The organism is Helicobacter sp. MIT 99-5507 (assembly GCF_003364295.1).
Lineage (GTDB): Bacteria > Campylobacterota > Campylobacteria > Campylobacterales > Helicobacteraceae > NHYM01.
Window position 1 is genome coordinate 74,781 of the sequence record NZ_NXLO01000001.1, and the last position, 19,106, is coordinate 93,886.

The following is a 19,106-nucleotide window of genomic DNA, read 5'->3' on the forward strand; positions in this document are numbered from 1 at the left end:
TCTCCAATTTATTGTAATAATTTATTATATAGATTAATTATGCTATTTATCATTTTATCTTGTGTAAATTCACTTAAATATCTTTGATACGCATTATTTGCGTAAAATTCATAATTAGATTCTATTTTTTTAATAGCACAAGCTATTGCTTTAGAATCTTTAGATTCTACAACCAAACCTGTTTTATTATTTTGATTTATCCAATCATTTCCAGATGGAAATAATTTTGTGCAAATTACAGGTTTTTTAAAACTCATAGCCTCAATAAGGACTATGCCATAAGATTCTTGAATAGATGGTAATACAAAAATATGACAATTTGAATAATAGTGTTGTAGATTGTGCCTGCTAACTTTGCCTATTAAAAAAACTTTATTATTAAGATTGTTTTGTTTTATTAAAGATTCTAGATTCTCTTTTAATGCTCCACTTCCACCGATATATACTACATAATCATCATCTAAATATTTTGCACTCTCTATTAGGTATTCAAATCCTTTATTTAGAGCTAATCTACCAAGAGAAAAAATCACTTTTTTATTTTTTGGAAATTGAATAATAGAATCTTTATTTATATTTTTGTTTAATAAAGATTGTTTATCTACACCAATTGGAATGTCTATACATTTGTCACTAAAAGATTTCAAAAATGATGATTCATCGATATATTTTTGCGTTGTCCCGATAATGCAATCTGCAATTTTTAATAATTTTGTTAGTAAAGGTGTATATATTTTTAAGAGATTTTTTTGTCGAATGATATCAGAATGCCAATGAATTATTATTTTTTTATTTTTATAATTTGCTAGCAACAATGCCACATTTGCCATAGGATCAGGTAAGTGCATGTGTATGATGTCATAATTATCTATAATCTCTTTTAGTTTAAAAATCATTTGAGGAGAAATTGAAGTAGAAGCCAGCTTGCCAAATGAAGCACAACGCATAATCTTTGCACCACAAGGCAGAATCTCTTCTTTGTATTCTTTTTTAGAATTAGAACATAGCACATCACATTTAATCCCATTTGTATTTAATGCAATCGTCAAATCCTCAATAACTACCTCTATTCCGCCTATATCTGGAGGATAGAATTTTCCAAATTGTAAAACCCTCATACATCCTCCTTTTTGCTAGATTTCAATATTTCTATTATATTTGGATAATGATTTATTATAGATTGTAGTTGCTTATCATTTCCACTTATTAGATTATTTAGCCATAGTGAATGCCCGCTATGTGGTGATATTGTCATAGCATTTCCATTTGCCATCAAATTATTTTTTACGACCGCAATTTTAGTGCCATTTAAAATAGCCATAGCAAAAAGCCATAAATCATCAGCTTTTGGAGATAATTTCATAATCTTTTTATCATCAACTACATCTTTGTATAAAGAATTTGGTGGATAAAGCACGCCGCCCACACCTTCTAAAAATAAATCAAATCTAGGATTCTCTTGATTTTTAAAATCATTTTTCTTTACTAGATTCCAAGTGCTAAATGAATTTATTTTATCATTAGAGATATTTACAATCCTTGCTCTTTGTGCCCAAATAACATTTTTATTTTTTAAATGAGATTCAAATAAACCTTTTAATAATCCTTGTGGGTAAAATATATCATCATCTAGGGTGATAATGACTTCATTGTTATATTTTTGTAAGACTGGAATAATTTTATTATATTGATATAAATTATTTTCATTCCATAAAATATCTAGCCCATATTTTTGAAATTCCAAAATCTCATCTGGCAAGATTTCATTTTCAAATTCTTTATTGCTAAGCGATAATATAACTTTTTTTGGTTGGAGATTTTGCATAAAAATAGAATAAAGTGTATATTTGATTGTGTGGATTCTCTTTGGAAATGTAGTAAGCGATACGATAAAATCGCCTTTTTTGGCATTTATATTTGAAAGATTTATATTTTCAATCTTGCTAAGTTCATTTTTATTTAATTCATAATCTCTACCAAAAAACTTTAATATTTTATTTTTTAGATTTTTGTTTGGAATAATTGTATGAAAAATAGCTTTTAAAAAAAGTTTTATTTTTAATTTTATATTTGCCATCTAGAATCTTTATAATAGTTTATTTTTATAATTGTTTTTTACCAAATGTTAATAAATAAATTATCATTTTTACTAATATCTGCCATCGTGGCATATATTTCATAGAAATAATAGAATATTTTAGATAAGGTAAAATTATATCATCATTGCAAATAAATTTTTTAGAAAAGCAAATAAAATAAGAGAGCATATCATCAATCTTTTTTAAAGATTGTTTGAAATATTTGTGTGAATTTAAATCTTTATTGTTTTGAATAATTTTTAAAACTTCTTTTAGATAGGTTCTATCATCAATTTGTTTTTGTAATTTTTCTTGTGTTCTTACCCTTGTGATTGAAGAATCATTTTGACAATAAATATATAGATTCTCATCAATCCCGATACTCTTTTTTGCCAAAAGAGTAATGATAAAAAATAAAATTGTATCTTCTGATGAAATCAAATGTCTATCTATAAAATCTATTTTTTCTATAGAATCTTTTATTAATTTCGTTTTATACATCCTACCTGCGAGATTAAGCCAGCTTTTATTGAAATTATCAATAATGATTTCTTTTGTGATATTTTCATCTCTTAGTTCATTTATGTGTATTTTTGGCAAGGTGGCGTATTTTATGATAGGCTTATGCATAATTCCAAAATGAATCATGCAAGCATCTTTTATAGAATCTAGCAATAAAGACACGCTATTTTCTAACAAATAATCATCAGAATCTAAAAATATAATATATTCACCACGAGCTATTTTTATCCCTTCTTTTCTAGCTAGAAAAGTCCCAAGATTTTTAGTATTTTTGATTAGTTTTATTCTAGAATCGCTAAAAGATTCTATTACTTTTAGGCTAGAATCTGTGCTTTTATCATCTATGATAATAATTTCAATATTTTTAAAAGTTTGATTTATGCAAGATGATATTGATTTTTTTAGATATTTACTAGTATTAAATACAGGTATTATGATGGATACTTTGGGATTTGTCATATTTATTTATCCCAAGTTAGACTAAATATCGTGCCATTTGAGTTGGTATTTACATCAATTTTTATATTATATTCATTACAAATCTTTTTTACCAAAAACAAACCTATTCCAAAGCCCCCAGAATATGTGCTAAAACGCGTATATCTTTCAAATATATTATCTATATCTTTTATATTTATACCTTTTCCACTATCTTTAATCACAAAACTATTTTCATTTAAGCTTAAATGCACGCTTCCATCTTTTATGTTGTATTTTATCGCATTGCTTAAGAGATTATCAAATAAAAGGGTAAATTTTTCTTTACTACCATTAAAAACAACAGGTTTTATATTTGTAGTGATTTTAAGTTTTTTTTGCACAAAAAATGGTGTAAAGAAATTTATTCGCTCTTTTAGTAAAATATCTAGCTGCAGATTGGTGTTATTATTTTCAATGCTATGTGGAAAATTATAAGCTGCTAAATCACTATAAATTTTACTAAGCTGCATTGAAGCAAGCCTTATTCGTTCTAGCTTTTTTTGTTCTTCTAATTCAAGATTATCTTTTTTTAGTGTTTCAACACTCATTAAAATCACACTAATTGGCGTATTTATTTCATGTGTTGTATCTTTGATAAATATATCTAGGCTTTTTATATATTCATTCATAGGTTTTAAAAAGATTCTTACTAAAATAGTAGCTATAATGCCTATAATAGTAAGTATTAAAATAAAAAAGATTCCAAATTTTATTTTCATAAAAAAGATTTCATCATCCAATATATTATCTTCTAAAAATACCTTAAATGGAAATGGTTTTTTTTCTCCTTTTATGTATTTAATTTTGTGTGGAACCATTTCGGGATTTGTGATGATTTTTTTATCAACTCTATATATTCCTGTTTTTAATTCTAATTTATTTGGATTTCTTGTAAGATTGGAATATATTAGATTGTTATCTTTATCATATATTGCAAATGGAATCTCAGTATTTATTATGATTTCTGGGAGAGCTCTTTTTGTATTATTATCGTATTTACGCAATGTATCAAATATTTCAAATGCAATGCTTCGCAAATTTGACATTTGGGAAAAAATGATATTTTCTTTTTCTTTTGTTATCAAAAAATAAAAACCTATACACAAAAATACCGCACTTGTGCCTAAATACAAAAGCAGAATCTTTAATATTGTCTTTTTTGATGAACTATTTAACATAGCAATAGCCTTTATTATGACTATTTAGAATCTTATCTTTGCCTATTATTTTTCTAATATTTTTTATATATGCTCTAAGACTAAGTTCGCTTGGTTCTTGGTCTAATTCCCATAATTCATCAAAAATTACACTTTGTGATACATAAGAATTTGCATTTTGCACTAATAAATTTAGCAATAAACTTTCTTTTTGAGTTAGTGGGATTTTTTTGTCATCTTGATATAAAATCTTTGATACAAAATAAAATTTTAATCCATTACCAAAATCTTCAAATTCATCTAGGCGACTTTTAAAAACTCGCTTTAATAAAGTCTCAATTCTTAATTTCAATTCTAATAATTCAAATGGCTTTTTTAAAAAATCATCACAGCCTACCCCATATCCACTTTGAACATCTTGCAAGCTTGATAGTGAGGTGATAAATATACAAGGGGTAGTTTTATTTGTTTCTCTTAGTGTTTTTAATAGTTCAAATCCAGGTAAATTTGAAGATTCTATAAAATTATTACCAAATTCATTATCACTTGGGACTTTTACATCTAAAAGCCAAATATCAAATTGTTTTTCATACGCGAGATTTAGTGCATCATTTGCATTATCGCAATGTGTCACATTAAAACCAGATTCAACTAAAAATTCACATATTATCTCAGATAGTATAAAATCATCTTCTAATAGTAGAATCTTTGCTGCCACTTTCTCTCCCAATATTTAACATTAATAGAATTGATAAAGCAAATATGATAGCAAATCATACTTTTTGCTATCATAAATTTATATAAAATTATTTTGGTTGAATTTGTGGCATTGATCTCATATCATCATTTGGCATAGGCTTTCTACCACAATTACAATCTGCTTTGTGTGGATTGTGTGGTTTTTGATCCATTTTGTGTGGTGGTTTTGGACAAGATGTTGGATCTTTGCTGCATTGTTCTTTTATGGCATTGAAAATCGCTTCTTGTCTTTGTTTTAAATCTCTTACTTTCATCTCACCATATACTTTTTCTTTTTGTGTTCTTAATTGCTCTTTAAATACTTTTGCATCATTTCCTGTCATGTTGTTTATACGATTTTCAATCTCTTTTTTATAGTCTAATACATCTTTTGGATCAACAATACCAGATAATTTTACTAATTCATCATTTGTTTTTTTGCTAAAATCAGCTCCAAAAGCAAAACTGCTAAAAATCAAACTTCCCATTAAACTAACTGCTAGAATCTTATTCATATTTAGCTCCTTTAATAAAAATCCTAGATTAAATCTAGTGATGGAATACTATATTTTAATTGTGTAATATTTGTGAAATAAATCTTATAATGCTAAAAATATAAATTTTGGAGATAAAATGAATTTAGATTCTAATATTTTTATAGCTGGACATCGTGGTTTGGTAGGTAGCTCTATATTAAAAGTGCTAAAAGATAAAGGATATAAAAACATCATAGTAAGAAGTAGAGATGAGCTTGATTTAAGAGATTTTTCTTTAGTAAAAGATTTTTTTAAAAATAACAAAATTGATATAGTCGTGCTTGCTGCCGCAAAAGTAGGCGGAATCCTATCAAATAATACATTTCGTGCGGATTTTATATTTGAAAATCTAGCAATCCAAAATAATATTATTCATAATTCATACAAATATGGCGTAAAAAAGTTATTATTTCTTGGTTCAAGTTGCATTTATCCAAAGCTCTGCACACAGCCAATAAAAGAAGAATATTTGCTAAATGGTGAATTAGAATACACAAATGAACCTTATGCCATAGCAAAGATTGCTGGATTAAAAATGTGTGAATCTTATGCACTGCAATATGGTTGCAATTTTATCTCTGTGATGCCTACAAATTTATATGGGATTAATGATAATTTTGATTTATATAATTCACATGTTTTGCCAGCAATGATTCGGAAAATGTATTTAGCAAAATGTTTGCAAGAAAATGATTATGATTCTATAAAGTTAAATCTTGGTGAAAACTATGAAAATATTTTAAAAGAATTTGGAATCTCAAAAGATAGTGTAAATATTTGGGGTAGTGGAAATGTAAGAAGAGAATTTTTACACTCTCTTGATATGGCTAAGGCTTGTGTATTTGTGCTAGAAAATATAGATTTTAAAGATTTAGCAAAAGGGCAAAATGTGCGAAATACACATATAAATGTGGGCTGTGGTGAGGATATAAGTATAAGAGAATTAGCATATTTAGTAAGAGAGATTGTAGGATTTAGCGGAGAAATAGTATTTGATACTAGTAAGCCAGATGGAACACCTAAAAAACTGCTAGATATATCAAAGTTAAAAAATCTAGGATTCTCTCCTAGTATAAGCTTGCGAGATGGTATAAAAGAAGTATATAATGAATATAAAAATAGGGCAAAGTTGTAGCCTATCTACCATCGCAATCCTTTTTTACTTTATCATTGTGATGGAATCCCACCCCATGTCATTGTGAGGGAATCCCCCCCCCTTTTTTTTGTCATTGCGAGGGAATCCACACCTCTTGTCATTGTGATGGAATCCCACCCCATGTCATTGCGAGAGAGTGAAACGACCGAAGCAATCCAAAAATAAAGCAAGGCACGCGAAGCGTATCAAACCAAACCAATCAAATCAAACACTACACCAAAGAAAGACTAATAACCTGCTTCATTTAATCCTCTATAAGCATCACAACCTCCCTGATCTCTCAAATCACAAGCCTTGCCAAAAAATTCTTTTGCTTGCCTATAATCTTGACGAATACCTTTTCCATTGTGATACATTAAACCAAGATTAAAGCATGCAATTGTATTTCCACCATCGCATTCTTGTTGCAGTGATTGTGATATATCTTCCGCCCATATTATTCCAAAAACACATAAAATCATAAGTATTTTCATTTATTTTCCCTTGTTTAGATTATAAAATGTTTGTATTCTAAAAGAATCAGACTTATATTTATTGTTATTTTTTGTTTGGTTTTTTGATTGTGTGGATTCTTGTGGATTGCTTCGCTTACACTCGCAATGATGATAGAATCCGCGGGGAATCGCTCGCAATGATGGAAAAATCTTGCAATGATGAAAACTATTTTTTATGAGTATGTTTTGCTATTTTTGTGGTATTTTAAGTATTAAAAAACGCCAAATATTTGTAAGCTTAATGATTATATTTCTAGTGTGTTGAAATTTTTTATAACGTTTTTCAATATTTAATCGCCATTGCCCAAATCCCCGCCGATATGCTTGTTCTTTATTTTGTGAAAATATATGATCAAAAAAATTTTTTAAGCGTTCATCAAAGATTTTGTCATGATTTTTATCTTGCAAAAGTGGGGCATTTAGCATTTTTAGATATGCTTCATTATTAGAATCTAGATATTTAATAAATTCTATTGCCTCATAAATATTTTTAAAACTTGAGATATTGATAAATGCTTTTTCATTTAACCCTCCCCCTAAATTGGATAAAGGTTTAGAAATCGTGCTATCACCCCAATAGATTGGTATGCTACCTGCTACCTTGGCATCAAAAATCTTTTCAGTGATATAGCCATGTGTAGCAGAGTTTTCAAATGCAATATTAAATTTATATTGGCTTAAGAATTTATGTTTATCATTTATAGGTGCTCCGATATTATTTTTATATCTTCCACCAGAATCTACGCGTTTATACTCACTTAAAGCATTAAAAAATTCTTCACGCAAAGAATCTGCCTTACTATTGCTAACGACAAAAGAACAAAACTTGCGATTTAGTGCTTCTTCTCCAAAGCTATAAGTTTTATCCCTTTCATTATCGCATATTTGGCGGAAACTAGTGGTATTAAGATACAATGGATAACGCAGATGCCTATCTTCAAACTCTAAATAATCAAAACTTATTGCATAATCACAGAAATTAAAGTCTGGACGCACATTTTCTCCAGTGCAAAAAATCCTTATACAATCATATTTTATATGTTCTGCTTTTCCAAATATATCATAAAAGATAAAATCAGGATTTATAGAATCTAGCACATAGCCTTGTGGTAAAAAATTTTTATAAGTGCTATCTTCGCTACAACCATCTATGAAGTGAAGTTTTATGCACTTTTGCATATCACCCCTTTTTGTAAAATAACGAAATTGTATCTTATGTCTCTTTTAGGGGGCTTAAATTTGGAGGCTTAAAGATGTTATTCTTTTTTAGTTTTTATCTAATCTTTTGGTGTAATCCTCATAAATACTGGGAATCTAGGTTTATTATCATTTGTTAGATTCTGGAATCTGTAAGTTATTATTACTCCTATTTTTGGTGGATTTTTACGCATATTCATATCAAAGCCACTGCCAATTTTAAAAGTCTTGTTTGTAAAAATATCTTTACAAGTTATACTCCCCATAATTCCTTTGAATCTACCTTTGCCCTCATTTATAGAGATGATTTTGCATTCACTATCTTTCATCTTTTTTAGTTTTAATATATTGCTACTTCGTCCGCTTTCATAAGGTGCATTTGCATCTCTAACTACTATACCTTCACCACCATTATTTATTATTTGTTCTAAAAATGCAAATGCAGCTTCATTATTTTCAACTCTTATTTGTTCTATGATTTGAATGTTTGGATGAGATTTTAAAGTAGCTAGATATGATTTTAGTGGTGCTAGACGCTCATTTAGTGGCTTAGTATTCCAATGTGCTTTATCAAAATTTGGGCTATCAAAAATCATAAATTTTATTTCTTTCCAATCTTTTGTCGGTATTTTATTGCTTATAATACTAAGGATTTTTTGAAATTCTCCTCTATTACTCCAAAGTTCGCCATCAAGTGCAATGTCTTTTGGTAGATTTTCTAGCCACCATTTTGGTGCATTTATTATCTTTCCATTTCTAGATTTTAGAATCTCACCATTCCAAAATGCACGCACTCCATCATATTTTTCACTCATAACAAAACCACTTAAATCTTCTCCATTAAATTCTTTTAAAAGCATTAAGTTTTGTGCATTTGCTATTATCAAAAATGAAATTAGAATCCAAAATAAAAATCTCATTTTTAGCCTTTAAATTTTAAATAGAAATAATTTTATTTAAATTATCTTTTTTTGTAGTAAATATTTTAAATAAAATTAAAGACATTTTTAATGATAATAACATTTGCCTAAATGGTGCGCTTTTCTGTTATAAAATTGCAAGTCCGATAAAATGTATTTTTTAGAATCTTGTAGTCATTTATGTGTGTTGGCATTTCTGTTATTTAGATATTTTTGTATCTAGGATTTGCCCCTAAGTAATTGCTCAGAATCTAGGTTTAGTATCTTGTAATAGGGGCTAGACAATTTTTAAGTAACGCCCATTTGGGTATAAAATATCATAAGGTTTAAAATTGAAAATTTTAATAGTTGGAAGTGGAGCAAGAGAATATAGCATAGCTTTGAGTTTATTAAATGATATTAGATTAAGTCAGCTTTATTTCTGTCCTGGAAATGGCGCTACATGTGAATTAGGTGAAAATATTAATATAAAAGGTAATGAGGAAATAGTTGCTTTTTGTATCAATAACAATATAGCACTTGTTATTATAGGACCTGAAGCACCGCTAACATCTGGACTAAGTAACCAACTAAGAGAAAATAATATAAGAGTTTTTGGACCTAGCAAAGAAGCAGCTAAGTTAGAAGATTCGAAAATATTTATGAAAAATATATTAGATAAATATAATATCAATACAGCAAAATTTTTTAGTGGTAATAATAAAAATGAACTTTGTGATTTTATAGATAGTTTGGATACTCAAAAAGTAGTAGTAAAAGCAGATGGGCTTTGTGCTGGAAAAGGCGTAATTATAGCAAATAAAGATGAAGCAAAAAAAGTGCTAGATGAAATGCTTAATGGAAGCCTATTTGGGGAGGCTGGAAGTAGTGTAGTCATAGAAGAATATTTAGATGGATTTGAATTATCAATATTTGCTATATGTGATGGTGATGATTTTATCATATTGCCAAGTGCACAAGATCATAAGCGATTATTAGATAATGATTTAGGACCAAATACAGGAGGTATGGGCGCATATAGCCCAACTCCACTATGTAGTGATGAATTATTAAATGATATAAAACAAAATATAATAAAACCTACATTAGAAGCGATGAAAAATGAAGGTGCAGAGTTTTGTGGAGTGCTATTTTGTGGGATAATGGTAGTAAATAATAAACCATATGTATTAGAATTTAATGTAAGGTTTGGCGACCCAGAATGTGAAGTAATATTGCCACTATTAAAAACTCCACTTCTTGATATCATAAATGCTAGCATTGATAAAAAAATCAAAAATTTCAAATATGAGATTTTAGATAAAAGCTGCGTTGGTGTTGTAGTAGCATCAAAAAATTATCCATTTCAAGCATCACCAAAAGAAGAGATACGATATTCAAAAATTAATTTTTTAAGTAATCAATTATCTCATATATCATTTGCAGGAGTTAGCAATATTGATGGTAAGCTATATGCAGATGGAGGGAGAGTGTTTGTAGCAGTTGGTATCGGTGATACTATAATAGAAGCAAAACAAAATGCTTATAAATTGATAGAAAATATAAGTTTTAAAGGCATGCAATTTAGAAATGATATTGCATATAGGGCATTAAAATAATGGATATTGGAGAAATATTAGATAGAGAAGGTTTGCACCTTGCTTCAAATGATAAGAGAATCTTAGCACATATTATAGATGACTTTATTGTATCATTTATAATATTTATAGCATTTTATGAACAAATGATGTCTTTAAATGGTGATATAAAAGCTTTGCAGCAATTTGTTGTTAAATTGGTGCCATATATCATTCTTTTAGCAATCATATACCACACTATATTTACTGCTTTGTATGGTGGAAGTATAGGTAAGATTCTATGTAAGATTAAAGTTGTAAGATTAGATACTCTTGATAAACCAAGCTATTTACAATCATTTTATAGATCTTTTATTAGAACAATAAGTGCAAATTTATTGCTTTATATACCATTGCTTTTTGCTTTTGTTGATAATTTTAAAAGAGCATTTCATGATATTGTTATGCAAACAATAGTAATTGATATAAGTATCCCGCAAGATATATAAATAATGCGAAAAATTTTATTATTCGTTTTATTGTTAAATATATTATTTGCAGAAACTGCAATAGAACAATATGATAGTGATAATAATAAAATTTTTGAATTATTTGCTGACAATTTAGATTCTATTGATTATACGACAATTATTGCCACTGGGAATGCTGTTGTTATTAGTCAAGATATGTATGTAATAGCTGACTACATAAAATATGATATTAAAAAAAAAGAAGCAAATATTTCTGGAAATATAAAATTTTATAGAGATGGATCATTATTTTTAAGAGCACAAAAAGCATTTGTAAGATTTGATGATGATTATTCAATGATTGAGCCATTTTATATGCAAGATTCTAAAAGTGGTATATGGATAAGCGCATCTTCTGCAAAAAATGAAAATGATGAATATGAATTTAAAAATATTGTTGTTTCTGGTTGCGATATAGATAGCCCTATTTGGCATATAGAAGGTAGCTCTGGATATTATAATCAAGATAGTGCAATAGCAAGTATTTGGAATCCAAGAATATATATAAAAAATATTCCTGTGATGTATCTCCCATATATATTTATATCAACACAAAATAAAAGAACTACAGGTTTTTTATATCCTGAATTTGCCACCTCATCACTTGATGGATTTGTATATATTCAGCCATTTTTTTTAGCTCTGCAGGATTTTTGGGATATGACTTTTAGCCCACAATTTAGAACAAGTAGAGGACTAGGTATAAATACACAAGCAAGATTAATAGATCCATTTGGAGAAATGTTTGTCTTAAATGCTGGAATCTTTTGGAATAATGATAAATACAAACAAAAATATAATATAGAAAATCAAATCGTATTTGGTTTTGATTTTTCACATCAAAGGCGAGATCTTTTAAGCGATTTTATAAATTTTGATAGTGATGGATTGTATCTTGATTTTCGTTATATGAATGATTTAGATTATATAAGATTGCAGAGCACAAAAGATACTACCATAGAAAATAGATTGCAAACTTCAAAAGCGAATTATTTTGCAACAAAAAATGATAATTATTTTGGATTATATTTTAAATATTTTTTAGATTTATCAAAATTAAGCAATAGCGATACATTCCAAACCTTGCCTCAATTTCAATATCACAAATCACTAGAACAAACTGATATTAAAAATATTATGTATTCAATAAATGTAAGCACAAAAAATGTAGCTCGTAGTGTTGGATTTGGATATTTTGATAGCAGTATTTCTGTGCCTATATATTTTTATACACCACTTATTGCAGATTATTTTACAATTGGTGCTAATATTAATTTGAATGCCAATATCATATCTTTAAATAATATAGATGAAGAAATGTCATCACAAAATAGAAACAGCTCTTATTTTGGTGCTACATATGGATTATTTATAAACTCTGATATTGCAAGGCAATATGACAAGATATTTCATACAATGGGATTCAAGGCAAGTTTTTCAAGTCCTTTGTATCAATATTTTAATGATAATAATAATGTATTTAATCCTTTATTATCTGGTAGATATGGACGCCTAAGTGATGTCGCACTAACAAATCAACAAATCCAATTATCATTTTCTCAATACTTTTTTGGATTAAATGAAGTAGAGCTTGTATATCATAGAATCTATCAAAATATCAATCTACAAAATGGCGTGGAGAAATTTGATAGTTTGAGAAATGAATTTGGATTTATTCCAATTGAAAATATAGATATTATGACAACTTTTTTCTATTCTCATGTAAATAAAAATATAGAAGAAGCTTCATTGTCATTTAATGCAAGATATGCTTATTTTCAAGGTAATATTACATATTTTTTAAAGAAAAAATTTGAATATTCAAATTTGATACTTACGGACAAATATACAGAAGAGAGTGCAAATTTTTTACGAATAAAATTAAGTAATGATTTTGGTTATTTTGCACTTTATGGTGATGTAGGATATGATTTCAAACTACGATATTTAAGAGATTGGAATGTTGTAATATCAAAAGATATTAGATGTTTTGGTATTGGACTTAGATTTGCAAATGAAATTGTGCCAATTCTTACAACATCAGGTACGCAAACAATTAGAAATAGATTCATTAGCTTAGAATTTAGATTTATACCAGTTACTGCCACATCTCTTTCATATAGATTTAAAGAAAGTAGGCAATAATAAATTATGATAGATAAGTTTTATAAACCATTTAATAATAGAGATGATGCATTGCATAAATTATTAGATATTATTCACCTTGAGAATCTAATAAAAGATAATGTAATTTTGCTTGCAATTAGTGCAGGTGGGTTATTGTTTGCAAATGAAATATCCAAAAGAACAAATCTATCACTTGATTTTTTATTTAGTGAGCCCATTTTTGCGCCAAAAAATCCTGATTGTAAAATTGCAATTGTAAGTGAAAGTATGGATATAATGATCAATGAAACTTTAGTTGATTGTTTTGATATATCATATGATTTTATATATGGTGAAGCACAAAGAAAATATGAAGAAAAGATTCTACCTGATATTTATAAATATAGAAAAGGAGAGAATCTAAGATCTCTTGATAAAAGAAATGTGCTAATAATAGATGAAGGCATTGAGAGCGGACTTTCAATAGGTGTTGCAATTAAAAGTTGTCTTAAAAAAGGTGTAAATGGAATCATGGTAGCAGCACCTGTAATTAGCAATGATATAATATTATTATTAGATTCTTCTGTAGATGATGTATATAGTGTATATAATCCAAAACATTTTGTAAGCACAAAACATTATTTTAAACATAGAGAAGAAATAGATTCATCTATTATTGTTGATATTTTAGATAAATCACTCTCAAAGTTAATACAAACACAAAAAGGGTAAAAATGGAAATTAAAATAGAAAATAACAACTCTTTAGAGACAATATGTCTAAATGAAGTAGGCAAAGCTGCAAATGGTGCAATTTTGTATAAAAAAGGAAAAGCAGTTCTTCTTGCTACAATAGCAACGGATATTAATGCAAATATAGAAGGTGATTTTCTTCCACTAACCGTTCAATACATCGAAAAGAGCTATGCAAATGGAAAATTCCCAGGTGGATATATAAAGCGAGAGGGCAAACCTAATGAATTTGAGATTTTAACTTCAAGACTGATTGATAGAAGTCTTCGCCCATTATTTCCTAAAAGTTATAGATATCCTATACAAATAACAATTATGGTGCTTAGTGTAGATAAGGATTTGGATTTGCAGATTCTAGCACTAAATGCTGCATCTATTGCATTGCTTATTTCGGATTTACCAATCAATAGGGCTATAAATGCGATTCGTATCGGTAGAATCGATGATAATTTTATTATCAATCCAGCGCTAGAGCAGATGAAACAATCAAGTATTGACTTATTTATTTCTGGTGAAAATGAAAATATATTTATGATTGAATTTAAAAGCAAAATTGGAGAACTTAGTGAAGATAAAATGATAGAGGCAATAAAGCTAGCACAAAAATATATAAATACAACTTCACAAATATATATACAAAATCTAAGCCCTCACATAAAACCACATATAAAGATCAATTTACAAGATTCTAGTTTTAATACTGATGTTTTCAATGCTATAAAAGAAAAATATAACGCTACACTAGAATCTTGCTTTTTAAATATGGCAAAAAATGAAAATGCTGCTCTTTTAAATAATATCATCCAAGATATTACAAATAATGAAGGTTATAACAAAATAGAAGTAGAAATTGCTGTATCAAAAATAAAAAGAGATTTTATAAGAAATAAGATTCTAAATGAAGAAATAAGGCTTGATGGACGAGGATTGGATTGTATTAGAGATATAAGCATTTGCACAAATATACTTCCAAATGCACATGGAAGCACATTGTTTACACGTGGGCAAACCCAAGTGCTTGCTGTTTGCACGATAGGAAATGATAGTGATATGCAATCATATGAAATGTTGGCATCAAAATCTCCACTAAAAAGTAATTTTATATTCCATTATAATTTTCCTAGTTTTAGCACAGGCGAGGCATACCCTATTGGTTCTGTTAATAGAAGAGAATTAGGACATGGAAATCTTGCAAAAAAAGCATTAGAATCTAGCATAAGGGGAGATAGTAGAGCAATTCGCATTGTATCTGAAGTGCTAGAATCTAATGGCAGTTCATCAATGGCAAGTGTATGCGGCGGCTCACTTAGCCTTTTTAGTGCTGGTATTGAGCCATTATTTTTGGTTGCGGGCATTGCAATGGGACTTGTAAAAGAAGGTGATAAATATAAGATTCTAACTGACATAATGGGTATAGAAGATTATGATGGCGATATGGATTTTAAAGTCGCAGGAAATAGAGATGGGATAACTGCTTTGCAGATGGATATAAAAATAAATGATATTAATATTGACATATTAAAAGATTCTCTACTAAATGCAAAAAAAGCAAGATTAAGTATATTAGATAAAATGGAAATTGCAAAAGATAATATTATTTTAAATGAGAATACACCTATTTCAAAAAGTTTTCAAATTCCAACAAATAAAATATCAAGTATCATAGGGCAAGGTGGTAAAAATATCAAAGATATAATAGAGAGATTTGATGTAAATATCGATATAAATAAAGAAAATGGTAAGGTTAGAGTAACTAGCACAAATAAACAAAATATAGAAAATGCAAAAGATTATATATTATCTAGTGTATTTGTAAAATTAGATGATTTTAAAATTGGCGATAGATTTAGTGGTAAAGTCAAACGTATCACAGATTTTGGATTATTTGTAGAAATCAAAGATGGAATCGATGGGTTAGTGCATAATTCAAGACTTATAAAAAATAATATAGATATTAAGTCATTTAATAAGGATGATATTTTAAGTATAGAAATAGTTGCAATAAATGACAATAAAATAGAACTGACTATATTGTAAGTTATTTTTTATTTTTTATTAGCAATAATACGCATTCAAGGCTGTTTGTAAGTAGGGGAGAGAACCGAAACGGCATTGCTTTGAAATATATAATTTGGAGTTTATAATGAAAAAGATACTATTTGTATTTTTTGCTTTTATGGGTGTTGCTTTTGCAGCAGATGGCATGAGTGGTGTAGATTTAATTAAAGCATATTCAGCAATTGGTGCTGTTGTAGGTCTAGGTATAGCAGCACTTGGTGGTGCAATAGGTATGGGAAATACAGCTGCTGCAACTATTTCTGGTATTGCTAGAAATCCAGGAATAGGTGGTAAGCTAACAACTACAATGTTTATTGCAATTGCTCTTATAGAAGCACAAGTTATATATACACTTGTTATTGCTCTTATAGTTCTTTACTCAAACCCTTTACTAGCAGCATAAGGTTTTTTTAGAATCCTTTTTTAAAGGATTCTAGATCTATTATCTAAATCATTTTTTATTTTGCGGTTGTGGTGGAATTGGTAGACACGCCATCTTGAGGGGGTGGTAAGGCAACTTGTGCGAGTTCGAGTCTCGCCAACCGCACCATAATTTTATATTTTAAAAATCTTAATATTATTTTGTAAGTAAAAATTGGAATCTTTTATAATATTTTATATTACTTAAAAAATAATAGTATTTTATGTTAGAATTCTATTTCTTAGCCGGAGTGGTGAAATTGGTAGACGCGCTAGACTCAAAATCTGGTAGGGGCGACCCTGTGTCGGTTCGAGTCCGACCTTCGGCACCATTTATATTGCTAATCTTTATTAAAAATATCAATCACATTTATTTTTAGATTAAATCCACTTAGTCCTACATAGTGTCTATTTGCATGCGTAGAAAGTAGTGTAAATTCACTAATTTTAAAATATCTAATGATTTGAGCACCTATTCCAAAATTTTTAGATTCTAGCTCTGTATCATTTTTGCTGCCATGCATACATATAAGATAGCCACCATTATTTTTTAGAAATTCTATTGATTGTTTTAGTATGCTAAATTCATTATTTTCAAGCAATCTTAAGGTATTATCAAATGTATGAAATTTAATAATATTGTTTTTGATAGGAAATTGATATACTATGTGCTTATTTTTTAAATGATCTAAAAATACAAATTTCAAACATTTTATATCAAAAAAAGTAACTTCTACTTCTTCTATTTTATGCACTAATTGTTCGTATTGCATTCTATAATAAATCAAATCTGAAACATATAGAATCTTTAGATTATGTTTTTCTGCAAATTGAATTACAAAATCATCATTATTATTTGCCATCGTGCCATCATCTTTTATTAATTCACAAATAACTGATATAGGCTTTAATCCTGCTAGTTTGCAAATATCTACACTAGCTTCTGTATGTCCTGTTCTCTCCAATACTCCACCATTTTTTGCAATCAATGGAAATATATGCCCTGGACGAGCAAAATCGCTTGGTTTTGAATCTTCATTGCAAATAAGTTTGATAGTCATATCTCTTTCAAATGCACTAACACCTGTTTTTGCTTCTTTTGCATCTACTGAAATTGTAAATGCAGTTTCATGATTTGAATTATTATTAGTTACCATCAAGGGAAAATCTAATTTATCTGCTATTTCTTTTGTTAGTGATACGCATAGCACACCTCTTGCTTGTGTAATTAGAAAATTTACTTTATCTGCAGAGCTAAATTCACCTGCATAAACTATATCACCTTCATTTTCTCTTTCTTCATCATCCATTATAATGATAAGCTCACCATTTTTTATAGCCTGTAAGGCTTCTTTTACTCTTTTAATTTGCATAATAATTCCTATATAATCATTGTTTTTTAAATTACAAATTATAACTAAAAAATAAAATATACTTGACAATAGAAAATAAAATAAATATAATCTAAGCTTTTAAAAAAGTTATTGGGGTATAGCCAAGTGGTAAGGCAGCTGGTTTTGGTCCAGCCATTCAGAGGTTCGAATCCTTTTACCCCAGCCATACTTATCTTTAGCGCGGGATAGAGCAGCTCGGTAGCTCGTTGGGCTCATAACCCAAAGGTCGGTGGTTCAAATCCATCTCCCGCAACCAAATCTTATAGAATCTACAATAATACTACAAAAATAATACACCAATTACATACTTTTTTATTTAAGTTTTTAAGTAATCATCTAATACCAAAATATAAATATGAACATATTGCTAATACGAACATTGGATAACATAATAGGTCCAATCTTAAAGAATTTAAGATTATATAAATTCTAGGAGTATTGGTAAATGGGGAAGATTCTAAGTTTCATGATTATTTTTATAGCTTTTGTATTTGGAGCTGATTATACAACTAGTGTTAGCTCTTTATACAAAGAAGGAAGTGAAAAAGTAATAGGCAGATTGCTTCCAACTGTAGAGGTAGAAATCTTAGGAAAAGTTGAAAATAAGATTAAAGTATCATTTGTAGGATATATCCAAGATGGTGTAGAAAATGCAGTGTATTTTGTGCCAAATCGCAGAATCTTAGTTGCTGGAATAACAAAAGGTGTTGATTATGATTATAAAGTAATTGACACTATAAAAGATGGTGATAAAGTATGGAAAAAGATAAAAACTACATTTCTTAGTGATGAGGATGAATTTACAAAAGATGTAAATAGCTTATATCAAAAAGTAGATACATTATATTCTGATAATTGTTCATTATGTCATGCCTTGCATAATAAAAAAGAGTTTAATGCAAATCAGTGGCCTAGTGTAGTTAATTCCATGCTAAGTAGAACTGCAATATCAAAGGAAGAAAGCTATTTACTAATTCAATATTTACAAAAAAATGCAAAAGATATGCAATAA

19 protein-coding genes and 4 tRNA genes are annotated in these 19,106 nt (G+C 28.3%); 12 read left to right on the forward strand and 11 right to left on the reverse strand.

Annotated elements, in window-relative coordinates:
* Positions 1–8: 8 nt before the first annotated feature.
* The 6 genes from CQA42_RS00380 to CQA42_RS00405 form a co-directional block, all read right to left on the reverse strand.
* Entirely contained in the window at positions 9–1,118 is a 1,110-nt protein-coding gene (locus tag CQA42_RS00380) for a glycosyltransferase (RefSeq protein ID WP_115582733.1), read from the reverse strand.
* A complete protein-coding gene (locus CQA42_RS00385) occupies positions 1,115–2,077 on the reverse strand; it encodes a glycosyltransferase (RefSeq protein ID WP_115582734.1) in 963 nt (320 codons plus the stop codon). Before CQA42_RS00385 ends, CQA42_RS00380 begins: the two co-directional genes overlap by 4 nt.
* A 25-nt stretch (positions 2,078–2,102) precedes the next feature.
* Positions 2,103–3,059 (reverse strand): glycosyltransferase, encoded by a 957-nt coding sequence (locus CQA42_RS00390; RefSeq protein WP_115582735.1) that lies wholly within the window; start codon positions 3,057–3,059, stop codon positions 2,103–2,105.
* Positions 3,060–3,061: 2 nt separating this feature from the next.
* The gene (locus tag CQA42_RS00395) at positions 3,062–4,258 is read right to left on the reverse strand and encodes a HAMP domain-containing sensor histidine kinase (RefSeq protein WP_115582736.1); all 1,197 of its coding nucleotides are present in this window, start codon (positions 4,256–4,258) and stop codon (positions 3,062–3,064) included.
* The gene (locus CQA42_RS00400) at positions 4,248–4,955 is read right to left on the reverse strand and encodes a response regulator transcription factor (protein WP_115582737.1); all 708 of its coding nucleotides are present in this window, start codon (positions 4,953–4,955) and stop codon (positions 4,248–4,250) included. Before CQA42_RS00400 ends, CQA42_RS00395 begins: the two co-directional genes overlap by 11 nt.
* A gap of 88 nt (positions 4,956–5,043) precedes the next feature.
* Entirely contained in the window at positions 5,044–5,490 is a 447-nt protein-coding gene (locus CQA42_RS00405) for a DUF1104 domain-containing protein (protein WP_115582738.1), read from the reverse strand.
* Positions 5,491–5,608: 118 nt separating this feature from the next.
* Here CQA42_RS00405 and CQA42_RS00410 point away from each other — a divergent pair, with 118 nt between their 5' ends.
* A complete protein-coding gene (locus CQA42_RS00410; RefSeq protein ID WP_115582739.1) occupies positions 5,609–6,646 on the forward strand; it encodes a GDP-L-fucose synthase in 1,038 nt (345 codons plus the stop codon).
* Positions 6,647–6,678: 32 nt separating this feature from the next.
* Here CQA42_RS00410 and CQA42_RS08175 read toward each other — a convergent pair whose 3' ends face one another.
* The 4 genes from CQA42_RS08175 to CQA42_RS00425 all read right to left on the reverse strand — a co-directional run bounded on the left by CQA42_RS08175 (position 6,679) and on the right by CQA42_RS00425 (position 9,278).
* Positions 6,679–6,837, reverse strand: a complete 159-nt coding sequence (locus CQA42_RS08175) for a hypothetical protein (protein WP_181881431.1) — start codon at positions 6,835–6,837, stop codon at positions 6,679–6,681.
* 57 nt (positions 6,838–6,894) lie between these two features.
* Entirely contained in the window at positions 6,895–7,140 is a 246-nt protein-coding gene (locus CQA42_RS00415) for a tetratricopeptide repeat protein (RefSeq protein WP_115582740.1), read from the reverse strand.
* Between the two features lie 210 nt (positions 7,141–7,350).
* Positions 7,351–8,340, reverse strand: a complete 990-nt coding sequence (locus CQA42_RS00420) for a glycosyltransferase family 10 domain-containing protein (protein ID WP_115582741.1) — start codon at positions 8,338–8,340, stop codon at positions 7,351–7,353.
* Positions 8,341–8,438: 98 nt separating this feature from the next.
* Complete coding sequence (locus CQA42_RS00425) at positions 8,439–9,278, reverse strand: DNA ligase (RefSeq protein WP_115582742.1); 840 nt, start codon at positions 9,276–9,278, stop codon at positions 8,439–8,441.
* Between the two features lie 332 nt (positions 9,279–9,610).
* Between CQA42_RS00425 and purD the strand changes: the two genes are divergently transcribed.
* From purD to CQA42_RS00465, 8 genes are all read left to right on the forward strand, one after another.
* Positions 9,611–10,876: a phosphoribosylamine--glycine ligase gene (gene purD, locus CQA42_RS00430; protein ID WP_115582743.1), complete on the forward strand. Its 1,266-nt coding sequence runs from the start codon at positions 9,611–9,613 to the stop codon at positions 10,874–10,876.
* Entirely contained in the window at positions 10,876–11,343 is a 468-nt protein-coding gene (locus tag CQA42_RS00435; protein WP_115582744.1) for an RDD family protein, read from the forward strand. Before purD ends, CQA42_RS00435 begins: the two co-directional genes overlap by 1 nt.
* Before the next feature lie 3 nt (positions 11,344–11,346).
* Positions 11,347–13,509: an LPS-assembly protein LptD gene (locus tag CQA42_RS00440; RefSeq protein ID WP_115582745.1), complete on the forward strand. Its 2,163-nt coding sequence runs from the start codon at positions 11,347–11,349 to the stop codon at positions 13,507–13,509.
* A 6-nt stretch (positions 13,510–13,515) separates the two neighbouring features.
* A complete protein-coding gene (locus CQA42_RS00445; protein WP_115582746.1) occupies positions 13,516–14,202 on the forward strand; it encodes a phosphoribosyltransferase in 687 nt (228 codons plus the stop codon).
* A 2-nt stretch (positions 14,203–14,204) separates the two neighbouring features.
* The gene (locus CQA42_RS00450; protein ID WP_115582747.1) at positions 14,205–16,259 is read left to right on the forward strand and encodes a polyribonucleotide nucleotidyltransferase; all 2,055 of its coding nucleotides are present in this window, start codon (positions 14,205–14,207) and stop codon (positions 16,257–16,259) included.
* A 106-nt stretch (positions 16,260–16,365) separates the two neighbouring features.
* Positions 16,366–16,683: a F0F1 ATP synthase subunit C gene (locus CQA42_RS00455; RefSeq protein ID WP_115582748.1), complete on the forward strand. Its 318-nt coding sequence runs from the start codon at positions 16,366–16,368 to the stop codon at positions 16,681–16,683.
* 62 nt (positions 16,684–16,745) lie between these two features.
* A tRNA-Leu gene (locus tag CQA42_RS00460) sits at positions 16,746–16,830 on the forward strand.
* A gap of 115 nt (positions 16,831–16,945) precedes the next feature.
* A tRNA-Leu gene (locus CQA42_RS00465) sits at positions 16,946–17,032 on the forward strand.
* A 9-nt stretch (positions 17,033–17,041) separates the two neighbouring features.
* Here the strand turns inward: CQA42_RS00465 and CQA42_RS00470 are convergent.
* Positions 17,042–18,073 (reverse strand): bifunctional 3,4-dihydroxy-2-butanone 4-phosphate synthase/GTP cyclohydrolase II, encoded by a 1,032-nt coding sequence (locus tag CQA42_RS00470; protein ID WP_115582749.1) that lies wholly within the window; start codon positions 18,071–18,073, stop codon positions 17,042–17,044.
* Positions 18,074–18,185: 112 nt separating this feature from the next.
* On the opposite strand from CQA42_RS00470, the gene CQA42_RS00475 reads away from it, so the two are divergent.
* The 3 genes from CQA42_RS00475 (at position 18,186) to CQA42_RS00485 (ending at position 19,106) form a co-directional block, all read left to right on the forward strand.
* Positions 18,186–18,260: transfer RNA gene (locus CQA42_RS00475), tRNA-Gln, on the forward strand.
* A 13-nt stretch (positions 18,261–18,273) separates the two neighbouring features.
* Positions 18,274–18,350: transfer RNA gene (locus CQA42_RS00480), tRNA-Met, on the forward strand.
* Between the two features lie 189 nt (positions 18,351–18,539).
* Positions 18,540–19,106, forward strand: a complete 567-nt coding sequence (locus tag CQA42_RS00485; protein ID WP_115582750.1) for a cytochrome C — start codon at positions 18,540–18,542, stop codon at positions 19,104–19,106.

Excerpts from the sequence above, each read along its gene's own strand:
- CQA42_RS00380 (WP_115582733.1), bottom strand. The coding sequence starts at position 1,118 with ATGAGGGTTTTACAATTTGGAAAATTCTATCCTCCAGATATAGGCGGA.
- CQA42_RS00385 (WP_115582734.1), bottom strand. The coding sequence starts at position 2,077 with ATGGCAAATATAAAATTAAAAATAAAACTTTTTTTAAAAGCTATTTTT.
- CQA42_RS00390 (WP_115582735.1), bottom strand. The coding sequence starts at position 3,059 with ATGACAAATCCCAAAGTATCCATCATAATACCTGTATTTAATACTAGT.
- CQA42_RS00395 (WP_115582736.1), bottom strand. The coding sequence starts at position 4,258 with ATGTTAAATAGTTCATCAAAAAAGACAATATTAAAGATTCTGCTTTTG.
- CQA42_RS00405 (WP_115582738.1), bottom strand. The coding sequence starts at position 5,490 with ATGAATAAGATTCTAGCAGTTAGTTTAATGGGAAGTTTGATTTTTAGC.
- CQA42_RS00410 (WP_115582739.1), top strand. The coding sequence starts at position 5,609 with ATGAATTTAGATTCTAATATTTTTATAGCTGGACATCGTGGTTTGGTA.
- CQA42_RS00415 (WP_115582740.1), bottom strand. The coding sequence starts at position 7,140 with ATGAAAATACTTATGATTTTATGTGTTTTTGGAATAATATGGGCGGAA.
- CQA42_RS00420 (WP_115582741.1), bottom strand. The coding sequence starts at position 8,340 with ATGCAAAAGTGCATAAAACTTCACTTCATAGATGGTTGTAGCGAAGAT.
- CQA42_RS00425 (WP_115582742.1), bottom strand. The coding sequence starts at position 9,278 with ATGAGATTTTTATTTTGGATTCTAATTTCATTTTTGATAATAGCAAAT.
- CQA42_RS00435 (WP_115582744.1), top strand. The coding sequence starts at position 10,876 with ATGGATATTGGAGAAATATTAGATAGAGAAGGTTTGCACCTTGCTTCA.
- CQA42_RS00440 (WP_115582745.1), top strand. The coding sequence starts at position 11,347 with ATGCGAAAAATTTTATTATTCGTTTTATTGTTAAATATATTATTTGCA.
- CQA42_RS00445 (WP_115582746.1), top strand. The coding sequence starts at position 13,516 with ATGATAGATAAGTTTTATAAACCATTTAATAATAGAGATGATGCATTG.
- CQA42_RS00450 (WP_115582747.1), top strand. The coding sequence starts at position 14,205 with ATGGAAATTAAAATAGAAAATAACAACTCTTTAGAGACAATATGTCTA.
- CQA42_RS00455 (WP_115582748.1), top strand. The coding sequence starts at position 16,366 with ATGAAAAAGATACTATTTGTATTTTTTGCTTTTATGGGTGTTGCTTTT.
- CQA42_RS00470 (WP_115582749.1), bottom strand. The coding sequence starts at position 18,073 with ATGCAAATTAAAAGAGTAAAAGAAGCCTTACAGGCTATAAAAAATGGT.
- CQA42_RS00485 (WP_115582750.1), top strand. The coding sequence starts at position 18,540 with ATGGGGAAGATTCTAAGTTTCATGATTATTTTTATAGCTTTTGTATTT.